The following is a 16039-nucleotide window of genomic DNA, read 5'->3' as shown; positions in this document are numbered from 1 at the left end:
GCGTTCCTCCAAGCCCCTGCTGGATCGAGCTCAACGTAGAGCACGCCGTTGAGATCGCTCGGCAATTCGGCTTTTCAGGGCATCAGGCAGCCGATAACGGCCCGGGGAGCTGGCCGGTCGCACGGGGGACGATTACGTCATGCGGAAGACCGGACCTCGGGGGCGGAACGGGAGGGATGCGTCGGCGGGGATGAGGAACGCGTGTTCGCGGCGGATCCGCACGACGTCGCACCAACCGTCGGTGATGAGCAGGATCGGCCCGTTCTGGGGGAAGTCGTCGGCGCGTTCGAGCAGGTTGACGCCGGGCTGCAGGATCGTGCCGCCCCGGCCCCGGACGCGTACCCTGCCCGCGATCTCCTCAACCGGGAGATATCCCGCGTCGTACGCGGCCGCGTCGCAGAACACGACGCGGGCCCGGGGCACATCCCTGGCCACGGCGTACGAGGCGATCGCACCGAGCGCCTTGCCGAGCAGCCGTACGTTCATCGAACCGGAGGTGTCGAGGACGACGCCGAAGGTGGCCTGCCGGACGAGTTCCTCCGGCCGCAGCCAGCCGGGGCGGGGGATGTCGGGTGTGGCCGACTGGCGGCGGGAGGCCCGGGCGTACGAGCGGCGCTTCTCGACCGTGGGGACGTGCTCGTCGAACCATCCGGCCAGCGCGGCGTCCCACGGCAGCGGCGGCTGGTCGAGGGCGCGGATCTCCTGTTCGAGGGCCGCGGGCACGTCGCCCCGGCCGCTGCCGCGGTGATAGACCAAGCCGGAGGCGAGCGCGTTCCGGTAGTACTCGTCCAGGTCCACGTAGCGGCTGGCGGCGCCGGGGTGCGGCAGCGGCTCCCCGAGGATGTCGCCACGTCCCCGGCCGCGCAGGGTCGAAAGCTTTCGCAGCCGCCGCAGGTCATCGGTGATGCGGTCGTAGACCGCCTCGCAGGAGAGCCCCCGCAGCTCCGGGTCGTGCAGCAGTCCCTCCGGCATCTCGCCCACGCCCATCTCGACCAGCCAGCCGTTGACGACGTAGTCGCACGCGACATTCCAGAGGTACGGCTCCCGCCACCCCGCACGCTCCCCATGGCGAAGCGCCGCGTGCAGCATCTCGTGAGCCAGCACGAAGCGCCATTCCTCGGTTCCCATGGAGAGCAACGGGTTGACGTAGATCTCCGCGGCCTGGGCGTTGACGGCGGCCACCGAGATGTCCCAGCCCCGGGCGAGGTCGGCGTCCGCGACGATCGTCATGCCTGCGGCGAGTGCGCCCAGCAGAGGGTACGACGAGACGAACCAGCCGAGCGCCACATCCCAGGGCTTCTTGACCGTGCCCCGGAGCGTGCCACCCCCGGCCGCCTCGATCGCACGGGTGGCCGCGGCGGAGATCCCGATCGCGAACGCCCGCTGGTGGTCCCGGAACTTGGCCACCTCTGCCGTACCGACGAAGAAGTCGGGGACGGAAGGGACAACGAACTCGGTGGGGATTCTGGAGCTCCCCCACAGGCGGGCCAGCGCCTTCTCATCCCCCGGGGGGAACTCCGGCAGCGGCTCAGGCGGGCGTCCGACCTTGACCGTGGTGAGAAACCTGTCCACAGCCAGGCAGCAGGCGGCAAGGTACGCGGGGCGCGGGGAACGCCACGGCTTCTCCGAGGGCTTGAGGTCTTCCGGCTCGGCGGTGCCCGGGTCGAGATGGCCGAACCCGGCGTGCAGCAGGCAGTGCGCGAACACCCAGGCCCATTCGTCCGCCTCGGCCCGCCGCTGGGGATGGTGGTAAACGGTGCCTTCCGGGGTGATGTAGGCCCACCGATCGTTGGGCAGTTCGCCGGCCTTCGCCACGTACAGGTATTTGCCGAGCGGCCGGAACAGCGGGTGGGACCGAACCTGGTCCCACCCCTTGCGTACGGCCTCGCGCCACGGATCGACCTTCGGCTTCTTCCCCCGCATGTCAGCCTCTCGCGGCGGCCAGGCGCGGCAGGTCGCGACTCAGCTCGACCAGGAACCACGAGGGCAGGACCGGCACGCCGTCGTCATCGGTGGCGATCACCAGCTGCGCGCATTCGAGCGAGATCTCCGCGAGCTCCGTGAGCAGCGTCTTCGCCCGGAACGCCAGCTGGCTCCCGGCGGGCGAGGCGTGCTCCTTCGACTTCGGCAGCCCTTTCACCAGGCGGGCGCGGAAGGTCTCGGACAGGAAGTAGAGCAGGTCGCGCTCCTCCGCGTCGCGCGGCCAGCCCGCCTCACCCTTGAGGACGGTCTCCAGGTCGTACGCGTGCCGCACAGTCTTGACGTACGCGCGAAAGCCCGAGGCGTGCGCGGTCGTGAGCGTGCCGAAGGCGAGGACGGCCAGGGTGTCATCGTCGAGCCTGTCGCCGTAGGAGTGCATGGCGTCCGACAGCATGTGCCAGCCTCTGGGCGTGGAGAACGGCTCCTCCGTCTTCGGCGGGGCGCTCCAGAGGTGATCGGGGCGCTGCACGAGGTAGTCGACGATCCAGGGGTGGATGCCGCTGCCGGCCGCCCAGCTCAGCCAGTCGTCCACCGCCGCCCGCAGGTGAATGTGGATCATGCGGTTGATCAGGGCGGACGCCATCGGCCGGGCCAGCGCGTTGTCCGTGGCCCGGTTGCCCGCCCCGATCACCACCGACCCCGCGGGCAGCTCGTACGTGCCGATGCGCCGGTCGAGGATCAGCGAGTAGAAGGCCTTCTGCACCTCGGGAGAGGACGCGTTGAGCTCGTCGAGAAACAGGCAGTACGGCTCATCCCTCGCGATCGCCTCCGGCGGGGCGAACCTGCTCCGGTCGCCGACGATCTGCGGCACGCCGATGAGGTCCTCCGGCGCGAGCTGGGTGCCGAGCAGCGTGACGCAGTCGAGCCCGAGGGATTCGGCGAACGACCGGACGAGCGAGCTCTTCCCGATGCCCGGAGCACCCCACAGGAAGACCGGACGCACGACGGCGACATGCAGCAACACATCGGGAAGCTGCACCGGAGTAACCGTCAACGTGGCCTGCACGCCCGCAAGCTTCGCGAATCAGGCGGCCCCACCGCCACTTGATTAAGTGTCCTGTGCTCCCCGAGGCAAACCCGCGGTTGCTGAGGGGGCTGGCCCTATCGATTCGCATGGGCAGCCATGATCCCCGCTGGCCGGATTCTTCCTACTGTCGAGGAGAGATCGAGGAGGAATCATGACAACGAAGATCCGGCGTACCGTTGCCGCCACTGGAATGGCCGCTGCCGCCCTGCTGAGTGTCGGCGTCGCCGCACAGCCTGCCGCTGCCGGCACCTGCGCTATCCAGCCGTACGGGCTGATCGGTGACTACTGGCGGGCCCTTGGTGGAGCCGACAGCTGGTTCGGCTGTGCGACCGTCGACGAGTACACGCCGCCCAACATGACCGGGCGCAAGCAGCGGTTCGAACACGGGCAGATCGCCTGGAGCCCTAAGCAGGGCGAGCGTATGATCGTCGCCGCGTTCCAGAAGAACAACCAGGCGGTCTTCCGCTGGGGACCGACCGATCCGTTCCATTATGAGTACTTCCAGGTTTCGGGTGAGCTCTCTAACGGGGGCACTGTCCTGGGAGCGCCATTGCCGGGCGGCACCGCGGGAAGGTACGCCGTCAACGTGGCCAAGGGCCTCAAGATCACGTTCTGGGTGCACGGCTGTGACCAGAAGTTCCCGGTCCGCAAGGTCTGCCGCCAAGGCTGGACCATCCCCGTCAGCGTCACGATGACGTGACCTGCACGCACAACGGCAACCAGGACGATGCCGGGCGGTCTGGACCTTAGGAAATCGAAGGTCCAGACCCTATCTCAAGCGGAAGATGCGACGCTTGTCACCTTCCACCTCTATCCGCTCAAGCCGATCGACTTCACTTGGCAGCGGAGGCCAGTCCCGGTAGGGGAGAAACGCGGCTCGTCGAATCCACGGCGTGCGCGACAGGAATATGTCTCGCCTGCTGAGGGAGACTCGTTCCGCCAATATGGAACCGACAATCGCATACGGTGCCAGCACGACGAGGAGCGCGAGCAGCGCTGATGTCACGTCGTTGCCTGTGGGGGTCGTGCGGCCGATAAAGACACCGGCCGCGAACGGCAGGCCCACAATGGCCAGCCAGAGTGCCACCGCATAGATCGTGCGAGCCCGGTCCGAACGAGGGGGGCGTTCGCCCGGCTTGAGTCGCCGGCGCGGAACGTCGTGACTCCACCAGCGTGGTAGTGATTCCCGCGGCACAAGCGCTCCCGATCGCTCGATCCTCAATTCACCCCTCGACAGTCAGCGGGCGCCGGCCGCTACCGGCGCCCACGTGACCGTGGATCACCAGGCGACGGGGAACGCCGACAGGCCGTACACGACGTTGAACGAGCGGAATTCGGGCTCGCCCGCCTCGCGCAGGCCTGGGAAACGCTCGAACAGGGCGGGGAACGCGAGGCGCATCTCCATCCGGGCCAGCGGCGCCCCGATGCAGTGGTGCGCGCCGTAGCCGAACGCGACGTGGGCCAGGTCGGGGCGTTCGATGTCGAAACGGTCCGGGTCCTCGGTCAGCGCGGGGTCGCGGTTGGCGGCCGGGAGGGAGACCACCACGACGTCGCCCTTCGCGATCGGCACCCCGGCGATCTCGGTGTCGGCCATGGCGACCTTGGTGGCGCCCGCGTGGATGATCGTCAGCCAGCGCAGCAGTTCCTCGACCATGCCGTCGACTTTGTCCGGGTCCTTGCGGAACAGGGCGAGCTGCTCCGGGTGGCGCAGCAACGCCAGCGTGCCCAGGCCGATCATGCTGGCCGTCGTCTCGTGCCCGGCCACCAGCAACAACCCGCCGATGCCGACCAGCTCGTCGGTCGACAGGTCGTCGCCGTGCTCGCGGACCAGCATGCCGATCAGGTCCTCACCCGGCTCGACCCGGGCCCGCCCGACCAGCTCGGCCATGTAGGCGGCGGACTCCATCTGCGCCTTCCCGCGCTCCTCGGGCGGGCGGTTGAAGTCGAGAATCGCGCCGGTACGCGCCTGGAAGGCGTCCCGGTCCTCGTACGGCACCCCGAGCAGTTCGCAGATGACCAGCGACGGAATCGGGGTGGCGAACTGGGAGACGAGATCGGCCGGCGCGCCGGTACGTTCCATCGTGTCCAGATGGTCGGCGACGATCTCGCGGACCCGGGGCTCCAGGCGGCGGATACGGCGCATCGTGAACTCGGGGGTGAGCATGCGGCGTAAGCGGGTGTGGTCGGGTGGGTCCATCAGCAGCAACGCGCCCGCGCGGAGACGTTTGGCCTGCTCCTCGCTCATGGGCGGCAGGTTGATGCCGTGGGCGTAGCTGAACAGTTCGGCGTTCCTGAGCACGTCGCGTACGTCGTCGTAGCGGGTGACCAGCCAGGCCTGCGGGCCGTAGGGCGTGGGAACACGCTGCAGGCCGGGTTGTTCGCGGGCGGCGGCCAGCTCGGGGTCGGGGTGGAATTCCTGGCGGCGCATATGAAGAGGCAACATGTCGTCTCCTGAGGGGAATGTGCTACCCACAAGATCTCGTCACGAGAAGGACGGTGCAACCTCAGCGACGAGTTAGTACCCAGTCGGGCGTACCAGTCCTGTCTCGTAGGCGTAGACCGCGGCCTGGGTTCGATCCCGCAGGCCGAGTTTGACCAGGATTCGGCCCACGTGGGATTTGACGGTCTGTTCCGCGACCACCAGGGACTGGGCGATCTCCGCGTTGGACAGGCCCTGGGCGATCAGGGAGAGGACCTCGGTTTCGCGTTCGGTCAGGTCGCCGACGCGGTCCTTGAGCGGGGCGCGGGGAGTGCTGGTCACCCGGGAGAACTCGGCGATGAGACGCTTGGTGAGGTTCGGGGCGAGCAGTGCGTCGCCTGCCGCTACTACTCGCACGGCGTGTGCGAGTTCGGCGGCGGATGCGTCCTTCAGCAGGAAGCCCGACGCGCCCGCGCGCAGCGCCTCGTAGACGTACTCGTCGATGTCGAAGGTGGTCAGGACGAGGACCTTGACGGTTGCGCCGGTCGGCTCGGTGATGCGGCGGGTCGCCTCGATGCCGCCGAGTTCGGGCATCCGGATGTCCATCAGGACGACGTCCGGGGCGAGTTCGGCGACCTTCGCGACGGCGTCGAGGCCGTCCACGGCCTGGCCGATGACCTCGATGCCGGGTTCGGCGTTGAGCAGCACCGTGAAGCCCTGGCGGACCATCATCTGGTCGTCGGCGATCAGCACGCGGATGGTCGTCATGGCGGATCCTCAGCGGGCGGTTTCATGGCAGGCAGGGTCGCGGTCACCTCGTAGCCGCCGTCCCGGGTGGGGCCGGCGGCGAGTTCGCCGCCCAGCATGGCCGTGCGCTCGCGCATGCCCAGCAGCCCGTGCCCAGGCCCAGCGGGGGGTGGCGGCCGGTCGGGCGCGGTGTTGGTGATCTGGATGGCAAGCGCGTCGGTCCGGTACCCGATCTTCACGTGCACCGCCGCGCCGGGGGCGTGCCGCATCGCGTTGGACAGCGCCTCCTGGATGATGCGGAACGCCGACAGCTCAACGCCCGGCGACAGCGGGCGCGGCTCGCCTGTGGTCTCGATAGCGAGCGTGAGACCGGCGGCGCGCACGCTGCCGGCCAGTTCCGCCAGCCGGTCGAGGGTGGGCTGCGGCGCGTGCGCCAGCGCGTCCTGCGATCGCAGCACGCCCAGGACCCGCCTCAGTTCCGTCAAGGCTTCGACGGCGTTCTGGCGGATGCCCGCGAGGTTCTCCGTCAGCTCCACCGGCGGGTCTTTCACCAGGTGCGGGGCGACCTGCGCCTGGATGGAGATCATCGACATGTGGTGGGCGACCACGTCGTGCAACTCACGGGCGATCCGGTTGCGCTCCTCGAGCACGGTGCGTCTGGCCCGCTCCGCGGCCGTGAGCTGCTGCTGCCTGAACAGCCGGGTGCGGGCCACGCGCTCGCCCCGCAGCACGGCGCCGATCCCCATCAGGACACCGACCGCCAGCACGGTCACCAGGACTGGAATGGCCAGCACGATTTCGCCAGGGCCGATGCTCGGATTGACGAAGTACACGCAGGCCAGCCCCGTCAGGACGGTGATCCCCAGCGTCTCGGCCACCACCCGGGGACGGACCCGCAGGGCCAGCAGGAACAGCACCCCGGCCTGCAACGCCATCAAGTGAATGGACCAGGGGAACGACATCCCTCCCCTGGGAATGTCCCAGGTTGCGGAAGAGTGTTCCACGATCAGCGCGCCGATGACCATGATGACGGTCGATGCCCACCAGGCCGGAATCGGGAGGAACATCGCGACGACGAGCGCCGTCGCTTGGAGCATGGCGAGCACCGGGATCGTCGGATCCTGACCCGAGCCATAGCTGGAGCTCTGGACCATGAAAATCGCGCACACCACGACCAGGACGTGCGGCAGCCGGGCCAGCCAGCGTGGCCCGTTCATGCGCGGCAGCGGATCGGCGGCCATCGTCCACAGGTCCCCGCGCAGTGTCCCCATCAGCCCTTCCCGCACGTCCCCTTTGTCCTCCATTGCGCGAAGGTCCACCCTAACCACGCAACCCAGCCGGTGTTGGGACGGGCCGGACACCGCCGCGCTTTCCCGGCGGTCTCCGCTCATAGCTCCGAAACGCGGCCCAGCACACCAGCAGCGCCCCCGCGAACACCGGCAGCCAGGCCAGCCGGGCGAGCACCCAGCCGGTGCCGTCGGGGACAGTGTGCAGACCCGGCAGCGCCCCGCCCGCAGCCAGGGCGATCGCCGTCACCGCGATCATGGCGGTCTGGTGCCAGAGAAAGATCGTCATCGTGGATAGGTTCACCAGCGCCACCGCGGCCCAGGCGGCGGGGCGGCGCAGCACCCGCCTCAGCGGGCCAAGCAGCAGCAAAGCTGCCCCGCACTGGGCGAGCCCGAAGGCCACGACCGCGAGGGTGGGCGGGTCGAGGTTGGAGATCTCCGCGCCGGGCACCCCGACCATGGCGGCCGGGTAGCCGACCCACCGGACCAGCCCGCCGGTGACGGCCGCGCCGCCGAACAGCAAAACCCATCCGGCTGTACGGCTCCGCAGCCGGCCTCGGGCCCAGGCCGCGCCCAGGCAGTACGGCACCAGCCAACCGGCCACCACATTGACCCAGCCGACCCAGGCGGGGCCGCCCAGACCGTACCTGATGAGGTCCACGAGCGCGACGGCGGCGAGCGGCCACAGCGGGTGCAGGCGGGCGACCAGCGGGGTCGCCGCCGTCAGCGCCGCGAAGACGAGCAGGAACCACAGCGGGGACCACACCAGCTTGACCAGTGCGCGCACGGTCCCCTGGTCGGCACCGGCCGCGAGCATCACGCCCGCCGCCACGGTCCACACCACCAGCACTGCGGCGATCGGGCGAGACAGCCGGGCGATCCGGGTGCCGAGCCATTGCCCGTAGGTCCCGCGGGTGCAGGCATAACTCTTCGCGCCCACCTGCCCGCCGACCAGGAAGAAGACCGCCAGCGTCTGGAACAGCCAGGAGACGGGGGCGAGTTGGGGCGTGTACCGGAGCGGGCTGGCGGTGTGCAGGGTGCCGCTGTCGGCGACCAGGGAGGTCACCAGCCAGTGGCCGAGCACCACGCCGAGGATGGCGAGGGCTCGCAGCGTGTCAGTTGGGCGGTCACGTTCGGGCGGGGTCGCGGCGTCGATCCGCCGGATGATGTCACGCACGACGGCCCTCCTCGGACGGGGCCTGTCCGGAGACGATCCGGGCGACGTTCTCCAAGGCCACGCCGGGTCTCAGGTAGTCGCTGTGGCCGCCGTCGCCCGCCGCGAAGACCCGGGCGCCGAACTCGGGCGAGACCGGGTCGGTCCCGAATACGACCGCGGCGAAGGGCACACCGGCGACCCAGTCGTCGCTGCTGCGGCCGGCCCAGACGGTGGCCCGGGTGTGCAGCGCGGCGGCGTTGTCGACGCAGACGCCCGGGCTGCCGTACAGGACGATGTCGGTGACGTCCAGCCCGGACGCGGCCTGTCCGCAGACCACCGAGCCGTAGGAGTGGCACACGACGGAGATGCGGGCGGCGGGCTTGGCCGAACGCAGCTCCCGCACGAAAGCACGGAGGTCAGGGGCGGCCTGGGCGGCGCGGCCGGTGGTCAGCGCGTCGGCGCTCACCGTGCTGGGCGTCGCGTATCCGAGCCAGGCGATGACCGCGGACCGGTCGCCGAGCGCCTGCCGCAGTCGCAGCGAGCCGCCGCGCAGGAGTCCGTACTTGTCGAGATTGGTATCGGAGCCGGGGACCAGCACCGCGATCCGCTCGGCCTGGGACAGGTCGCCGAAGACCTCTACGGCGCGGCCCCCGTCGCGGCCGTCGAAGGACAGGAACTGCCGCGCCGGATCGGCCATGGCGCGCAGCATCGCGGCCCGCCATCGATGGCCGTGGCCAGCGGCCATCCGCTCGGCCGCGCGGATGCCGTCGCGGCTGGTGGCGTACCGCTCGGCGAGGGTCGCGACCCGAAGTGGGGGGAAGGCGGCGGGTGCGGGCGCCGGGACGGCCGAGGGGCGGGCCGCACCCGACACCGGCCCGGCCAGGGAGGCGGTGACGAGTGTGGAGAGCAGGATGCTGCGGAGGTGGGACGCCACGGGGAAGGGATCCTTCCGGGCCGGATTCTCGTGCTGACGGCACCGAAACTTACGGATCCCCCCTCGTGGTCGGCCTCCCGCTGGGGAGCGCACCTCCCGGGTAGCTCTCCAGTACTACGGGTACTACGGCTGCTCGGCGTCGAACACCGCTTCGGCTTTGTAGAGAGCGGTTCGCGCGGACTCGTCGATGCCGAGTTCGTCCAGGAGAACCCGGGTATGCCCACCCGGGACCTCGAACCACCGCGAGGGCGGCATTCCGCCGTCCACGTTGATCGGTGTCGCGAGTTGCCGCACCAAGCCGAGCGTCGGGTGCTCCACCTCGTTGACCAGGCCACGATGTTCGATATGCGGATCGGTCAGCAGGTCGGTCAGCGAGAGCACCGGCGTGAGGCCCAGTCCGCCCTGCTCGCCGACCTTCTGCCACTGCGCCCGCGACCGCTGGGCGAAGATCGCCACCAGCTCGCACCGCACCCGTTCGTGCTCCTCGGGCGCGAGCAGCGCCGTTTCGAGATCCGGCCGCCCGACCGCGGCGCAGAACCGCTGCCACACCGAGGGCTCCACCGCGCCCAGAACGACCGCCTTGCCGTCCGCGGTGGCGTAGGCGCCGTTCGCCGGGGAGCCGCCCAGCTCCTCGATCTCCGACGGGTCGGTGATGCCCTGCTGCCAGAAGTACTGCGCGTCGTAGCCGAAGAGCGAGACCACGGCATCCTGGATCGAGATGTCCACGCAGGCGCCGAGGCCGGTGCGGTCCCGCCGGTGGACGGCGGCGAGCACCGCGACAGCCGCGTACAGGCTCGCGACGGAGTCGCTCAAGGGGAATGGGAGGATCGCCGGGTCGCCCCGGTGGGCGGCGGCCATGGCTGCGGTAACCCCTCCCATCGCCTGATAGTTCATCTCGTGGCCGCCAAGACCGGCGTACGGACCGGTCTGCCCGAAGCCGGTCACGGAGGCGTAGACCAGGTCTTTCTTCACCTTGGTCAGTGAACCGTAGTCGAGGCCGAGTCGCGCGGCCGTGCCGGGTGCGAAGCCCTCGATGACGACATCCGCGTCCTCGACGAGGCGCAGGAGCACCTGTCGGGCCCCGTCGTGCTTGAGGTTCAGGCCGATGCTCCGCTTGTTGCGGCTGTGCCAGAGCCAGCGCGGATGCTCGATGGAGGTGAGCATCGGCACGTCGTCCGGGTACGAGGAGCGCGGCCGGTCGATCTGGATGACGTCGGCGCCGAGATCGGCCAGCACGGTGGTGCCGAATCGAACCGGCGAGAATGTCGACAGGTCCAGGATCCGCATCCCGTCGAGGAGACTCACTGCTCAGCCTCCCGGGAGACGTAGGTGACGACGCCACTGTCGAAGGTCTGCGTGAGCAGGTTCTGCTCGACGAGAAGCTCCAGGTGTGCGGACGTTTCCACGACCGCGAGCATCTGGTGGAAGACCGGCAGCTCGTCGAGGGCGGCCTGCCGCCGGGTCCAGGGGAGCTTGGCTGCGACCTCGAACCCGGTCGTACGCCCCGCACGCACGGCCGCCAGCGTGTTGCGGAGTCGCTCGTCATGATGGCGCAGGAGCTCGTCGACGCGGGCGTGGGAGGACGGCGAGACCGGGCCGTGCGCCGGCAGCAGCAGCGCGTCCGGGAGCCGCCGCACCCGGCGCAGCGCCCCGAGGAAGTCGCGCAGCGGCGATCGTCCGGGGACCGGTTCCAGGCCGATGGACGGGGTGATGTGCGGGAGCACGTGATCACCGGCGAAGAGCAGATCCGCCTGCTCGTCATGGAAGACAAGATGGCCCTGGGTGTGGCCGGGGGTCGGGATGGCCTGCAGCCGTCGTTCGCCGACCTCGATGATCTCGTCGTCGACGATCCAGGAGTCGGGGGCTTCCCACTGATGGGCCGCGATTCCCTGCGCCCTGGCGTCATCGCCGATCTCGTCGGCGAGGGCCTCGGCGCCGTTGGCCCGGAGCAGCGCCAGCTGGGAGACGTACGCGGGCCAGTCCGGATTGCCGACCGCCGCGAGCGCCGGCGCCTCGCGGATCCCGATGCGCACCCGCGAACCGTGGTCGCGGCGCACCAGGGGACCGAGGGTGTAGTGGTCGCGGTGGGCGTGGGTGATGAGGAACTCGCGCACGTCGCCGAGGGCGTACCCGAGAGACGCCAGCGCGTCCTTCAGGTCGTCACGAGCGCGCCGGAGGGCCTGACCCGAGTCGATCAGCGTCAGCCCGTCAGGGCGCTCCAGCGCGTAGACGTTGACCGCCGCGAGCTCGTCCGGCAGCGGCAACGGGATCCGGTGCACCCCGGGCGCCACCAGCTCGGCGCCCGGCTCGGACCACGACCCCGCGCGAGCGGCCACCGCCGTTTCAGATGACACTGGCGGCCAGAATCTCGTGACGCGGGTAGAAGTCGATCGCCTCCGGGCCGTTTTCGGTGATCACCACCATCGTCTCAAGACGCACGCCCTGCTTGCGGTGCACGCCCTCGATCCCCTCGACCGCGATCACCATGCCGGGCTGGATCTCCTCCGGGTGTTCGAAGGACCACTGCCGGTTGATGATCGGCGGGTTGTAGTGCACGAACCGCGACCCGGCGTTCACCAGGCCGATGCCGTGCCCGAACTCGATGGTGAGCAGCTCCGCCTCGTCGGTGTAACCCCACTTGCTCGCGGGCGCGAAGTGCCTGGCGGCGTCGGCCGTGCTGGCCCCGGGCCGCAGCTCGCCGATCACCGAGTCGAGCCGGTCCCGCAGCGTGTCGTACCAGCCGGACTCCTCGGCGGTCGGGCGGCGGCCGACGATGTACTGCCGGTAGAGGCACGCCGTGTAGCCGAGGTAGGAGCTGCCGCAGGTGAGCACGTAGGCCAGGTCGCCGTACTCGATGCGCCGGTCGCTGCTGCTGATGCCGCGCTCGAACGCCAGCGGGCCGGCCATCACCTTCGACGCCCCGAACTCGGCGCCGCCGTCTTCGACGGCGCGCTTGACCTCCTTGGCGACCGTGCTCTGCAGGACGCCCGGCCGGAGGGTCTCCAGCGCCCGATGAAAGCCGGAGGAGCTGATGGAGGCGATCATCTTGAGGCAGTTGATCTCGTCGGGCGTCTTGATGCGGGCGCTCTCCATGAGCAGCGGCAGCCCCGGACGTACCTCGATGCCCATGCCAATCAGGGCGGACACCGCCCGCTCGCCGAACTCGCTGACGGCCAGCGGCTCCCGGCCGAGGCCGCGCTCGTTCAGCTCCGCGGCGATCCCGTCGGCGAACAGCTTGGCTTCCGCCTCGGCGGCCGACTCCGGCACCGGCCCCTCCAGCCAGGTACGCGCGATCCGCCACTCGGGGATCCACGGGGCCTGGTCCGGCATCTGGTGATAGGAGCCCGCCGGTGCGAAGACCACCGGGGGATGATCCACGAAGAACAGCGCGTAGCCTGCCTGGAGCTGGAACTCCGACCAGAAGAAACCGCAGAGGTACCGGACGTTCTCCGCGCCCGTCACGAGCAGTGCCGGGATGTTCGCGGCGCGCATGATCGCCCGCATCCGGGCGGCACGCTGCTCGCGCATCCGGTTGGTGTCGATGCCCTCGTGGGTGTCGTTGGTCGTCGGCCCGAAGTGCAGCTTGTCCGCGTACTGCAGGGGCGCCGGGACGTGGTTGGGGTGGGGGTGCTGTGACACGTGGATCTCCCTTGGGCGGAGGTGGTCGGGCCGGTCAGTGCTGGGCCGCGGCCAACTCCGTCTCGATGGTCTTGTGGAAGTGCTGCAACGCGGGCTCGTTGCGGCCGAAGTAGAACTTGTCGATGGCGCCCTGGGCGATGTTGCGATGGCACTCCTCGGCCATCGGGATGTCTTCGGCGGTGAGGATCCACTGCGTGTTGTGGAAGCGCTTGTGGTGCACGTCCTCGTTCGCCCAGTCGGTGTAGGCGAAGTAGTTGTGGTGCATCACGTTCTCCGCGACCGACCGGCCGGGCAGGATCAGCGAATACTCCACGTGATCCTGCATGACCGACAGGATGACGTTGGGGAACAGGAAGTAGATGAGCTGCACGTGGCGCATCAGGGGCCACTCGCCCTCGTCGATCTCGGCGAGCTCATTGATCTTGCGGCCGAGGAAGCCGCTCATGACGTGGGGCCCGTGGATGTCGACGGTGGCCTGGTTGGAGTTGTTGTACTTGGCGACGGTCGTCTTGTGCAGCGAGGCGAAGTGGTACGGCTCCAGATAGCCGTCGACGGCCAGCTTCCAGTTCGACGCGGTGACGACCGGCGGGTGGATGGCCGGCGCGGACAGGTCCATCTCCAGGCTCCACTCGGCGAACTGCGGTCCGAGCCCGCACAGCACCTCGTCGACGTCGATCGGCTCCGGGGCCTCGGCCAGGCGCGTCCCGCGCACGAAGATCAGCCCGTACTTCTCGGCCACCGCGACCTGCGCGAGCCCGGTGCACCCGGGGTCGAGCTGCCCGAAGTTGTCCCCGCCGCGTACTTTGCGCAGCGTGCCGTCCAGGTTGTAGGCCCAGCCGTGGAACTTGCAGACGAAGGTCCGCGCCGACCCGGCGTCGTAGGCGACGTTGGCGCCGCGGTGCAGGCAGGCGTTGACGAAGGCGCGCAGCGAGCCATCCGCCTGGCGGGCGATGACCAGGGGGCAGCCGGGCAGGTCGAGGGTCTTGTACGACCCTGGGGTCGGCAGCTCCACGCTGAGCCCGGCGAAGACCGGCCGCTCGCGGAACAGCACCCGCTTCTCCCGTTCGAACCGGTCCAGGTCGAGGTACCGGCTCGCGGGCTGCTCGTAGACCGCGTCGGCCTGCTCGTTCGAGTGGTTCATCACCAGGGAGAGGCCGCGTCGCGCCACGTCGACCGCCTTGGAGTGGCGCTGCCGGGGAGAACGGCGGTTCGGTGACTGGGTCTCGGTGGTCACGAACGCTCCCTTCCCGCCGAGAAACGGCGTTGATCGTTTACACTCATGGTGTATGCTTTCACTCGCGCGTTGTGGGTGTCAAGGTCAAACTCCCCTAGACGGGCATAGGTAGCGACACGGATTGTACTTGCAATTCAATCCATCAGCACTCGTGGTGTATGATCACGAGAGGGGAGCACGGGTGATCCGACTTACCGTCGACCTCGAGCTGTGCGAGGGCTACGGCAACTGCGTCTTCGAGGCCGACGACTACTGCGAACTCACTGAGGACGGCGTCGTGCGCCTGGTCCGCCCGGATGTCGCGGCGGCCGACCTCCAGCGGGTCGAGCTGGCCGTCTCGAGCTGCCCGGTCTCCGCGCTCCAGCTGGAGAGCACGTGACCGGCGTCCTGATCGTCGGCGGCTCCGTCGCCGGCGTCCGCACCGCCCAGCGGCTGCGCGCCAGCGGGTACGCCGGGGGCATCACGATCGTGGACCGCGAACGGCACCTCCCGTACGACCGGCCACCACTGTCCAAGGATGTGCTGCTGGCGGACGAACCGGTCTTCCCGTCGCTGCTGACGGCCGAGGAGGCGAAGAACCTCCGGCTGGAGCTCACCCTCGGTGTCGCGGCGACCGGCCTCGACGTCACCGGCCGCGAGGTCGCTCTCTCCGACGGGAGCTCGCTCGGCTACCGGGAGGCACTCGTGGTGGCCACCGGCGCGCGGGCGAGAACCTCGCCATGGCAGGGCCTGCCCGGGGTTCTGGACGTGCGTTGCTGGGAGGACGCGATGAACCTGCGGACCGCTCTCCGGCGTGCCCGCTCGGTCCTGGTGGTCGGGGCCGGATTCATCGGAGCCGAGGTCGCCTCCGCCGCCCGAGGTCTGGGGATCGAGGTGCACCTGGTCGACATCGCCGAGGTGCCGATGGCGCGGCACTTCGGCGCCGAGATCGGTTCGCTGTTCGTCGATCTGCACCGGCGCCACGGGGTCGACACCCACTTCGGGACCACGATCGATGAGCTCGCGGAGCGCGGCGGCCGGCTCCACGCGCGCCTCGGCGACGGCAGCACGATCGCCGCCGACGTGGCCGTTACCGGTCTCGGCACCGAACTCAACACCGAGTGGCTGGCCGGCTCCGGACTGGCCGTCGATTCCGGCGTCGTCTGCGACGCCGGTGGCCGGGTCCAGAACGCGACAAACGTCTACGCGGTAGGCGACGCGGCGCGTTGGTGGCATCCCGCGCGTAAGCTTCTCCTGCGGTCAGAACACTGGACCAGCGCGGTAGAGCAGGCGGGAGTCGTGGCCCACAACATCCTGAATCCGGAATCCCCCCGCGAACACCTCTCGCTCGACTACGTCTGGAGCAACCAGTACGACTGGAAGATCCAGATCGCCGGAACTCCGTGGACCGGCTCTCACCACCAGCTCGTGAAAGACGGGGACCGATTCGCGGTCCTCTGGGCGCGGGATGACGAGCTGTGCGGCGTGCTCACGGTCAACTGGCCGCAGGTCGCCGTGCGCGGTCGTCGCTCCCTCGCCACCGGCCAGCCGATGAGCCAGCTGGCCGCCCACCTTGCCGGACGCCTGCTGCCATCGGCGCCAGGCCCGATCGCGTACGGAGCCTGAGATGGCCAGTCG

General features: G+C 69.6%; 15 protein-coding genes. 3 read left to right on the top strand and 12 right to left on the bottom strand.

From position 1 onward, the window contains the following. Positions 1-132: 132 nt before the first annotated feature. Together Amac_RS23665 and Amac_RS23660 are read right to left on the bottom strand one after the other, a co-directional pair. On the bottom strand, positions 133-1923 hold the full coding sequence (locus Amac_RS23665; RefSeq protein WP_155356577.1) for a vWA domain-containing protein: 1791 nt from the start codon (positions 1921-1923) through the stop codon (positions 133-135). 1 nt (position 1924) lies between these two features. Continuing rightward, complete coding sequence (locus Amac_RS23660) at positions 1925-2986, bottom strand: ATP-binding protein (RefSeq protein ID WP_155356576.1); 1062 nt, start codon at positions 2984-2986, stop codon at positions 1925-1927. Between the two features lie 172 nt (positions 2987-3158). Between Amac_RS23660 and Amac_RS23655 the strand changes: the two genes are divergently transcribed. Beyond that, a complete protein-coding gene (locus Amac_RS23655; protein WP_155356575.1) occupies positions 3159-3707 on the top strand; it encodes an LGFP repeat-containing protein in 549 nt (182 codons plus the stop codon). A 69-nt stretch (positions 3708-3776) separates the two neighbouring features. Here Amac_RS23655 and Amac_RS23650 read toward each other — a convergent pair whose 3' ends face one another. From Amac_RS23650 to Amac_RS23605, 10 genes are all read right to left on the bottom strand, one after another. Then, positions 3777-4094, bottom strand: coding sequence for a hypothetical protein (locus Amac_RS23650; RefSeq protein ID WP_155356574.1), 318 nt, complete (start codon positions 4092-4094; stop codon positions 3777-3779). A 192-nt stretch (positions 4095-4286) separates the two neighbouring features. Continuing rightward, positions 4287-5450 (bottom strand): cytochrome P450, encoded by a 1164-nt coding sequence (locus Amac_RS23645; protein WP_246268608.1) that lies wholly within the window; start codon positions 5448-5450, stop codon positions 4287-4289. Between the two features lie 72 nt (positions 5451-5522). Then, entirely contained in the window at positions 5523-6194 is a 672-nt protein-coding gene (locus tag Amac_RS23640) for a response regulator (RefSeq protein WP_155356573.1), read from the bottom strand. After that, positions 6191-7477: a sensor histidine kinase gene (locus tag Amac_RS23635; RefSeq protein ID WP_155356572.1), complete on the bottom strand. Its 1287-nt coding sequence runs from the start codon at positions 7475-7477 to the stop codon at positions 6191-6193. Before Amac_RS23635 ends, Amac_RS23640 begins: the two co-directional genes overlap by 4 nt. 16 nt (positions 7478-7493) lie before the next feature. Continuing rightward, complete coding sequence (locus Amac_RS23630) at positions 7494-8636, bottom strand: acyltransferase family protein (protein WP_155356571.1); 1143 nt, start codon at positions 8634-8636, stop codon at positions 7494-7496. Beyond that, positions 8629-9549: an alpha/beta hydrolase gene (locus Amac_RS23625; protein ID WP_218041247.1), complete on the bottom strand. Its 921-nt coding sequence runs from the start codon at positions 9547-9549 to the stop codon at positions 8629-8631. The genes Amac_RS23630 and Amac_RS23625 overlap by 8 nt, the downstream gene beginning before the upstream one ends. Before the next feature lie 123 nt (positions 9550-9672). Continuing rightward, positions 9673-10854 carry a CaiB/BaiF CoA transferase family protein gene (locus Amac_RS23620; RefSeq protein WP_155356570.1) on the bottom strand — a complete coding sequence of 394 codons (1182 nt, stop codon included), beginning with the start codon at positions 10852-10854 and terminating at the stop codon, positions 9673-9675. Beyond that, entirely contained in the window at positions 10851-11903 is a 1053-nt protein-coding gene (locus tag Amac_RS23615) for an MBL fold metallo-hydrolase (RefSeq protein WP_246268606.1), read from the bottom strand. Before Amac_RS23615 ends, Amac_RS23620 begins: the two co-directional genes overlap by 4 nt. Next, positions 11893-13188, bottom strand: a complete 1296-nt coding sequence (locus tag Amac_RS23610; RefSeq protein WP_155356569.1) for a M24 family metallopeptidase — start codon at positions 13186-13188, stop codon at positions 11893-11895. Before Amac_RS23610 ends, Amac_RS23615 begins: the two co-directional genes overlap by 11 nt. Positions 13189-13222: 34 nt before the next feature. Further along, positions 13223-14422: an aromatic ring-hydroxylating oxygenase subunit alpha gene (locus Amac_RS23605; RefSeq protein WP_155356568.1), complete on the bottom strand. Its 1200-nt coding sequence runs from the start codon at positions 14420-14422 to the stop codon at positions 13223-13225. Between the two features lie 181 nt (positions 14423-14603). Here Amac_RS23605 and Amac_RS23600 point away from each other — a divergent pair, with 181 nt between their 5' ends. Together Amac_RS23600 and Amac_RS23595 are read left to right on the top strand one after the other, a co-directional pair. After that, positions 14604-14801, top strand: a complete 198-nt coding sequence (locus tag Amac_RS23600; protein WP_155356567.1) for a ferredoxin — start codon at positions 14604-14606, stop codon at positions 14799-14801. After that, the gene (locus Amac_RS23595) at positions 14798-16027 is read left to right on the top strand and encodes an NAD(P)/FAD-dependent oxidoreductase (RefSeq protein ID WP_155356566.1); all 1230 of its coding nucleotides are present in this window, start codon (positions 14798-14800) and stop codon (positions 16025-16027) included. The genes Amac_RS23600 and Amac_RS23595 overlap by 4 nt, the downstream gene beginning before the upstream one ends. Positions 16028-16039 lie beyond the last annotated feature (12 nt).

It is taken from the genome of Acrocarpospora macrocephala, assembly GCF_009687865.1.
In the GTDB taxonomy this organism is placed as follows: Bacteria; Actinomycetota; Actinomycetes; order Streptosporangiales; family Streptosporangiaceae; genus Acrocarpospora; species Acrocarpospora macrocephala.
Note: the sequence above shows the minus strand (reverse complement) of the source record. Positions and strands in the feature narration are given on the sequence as shown.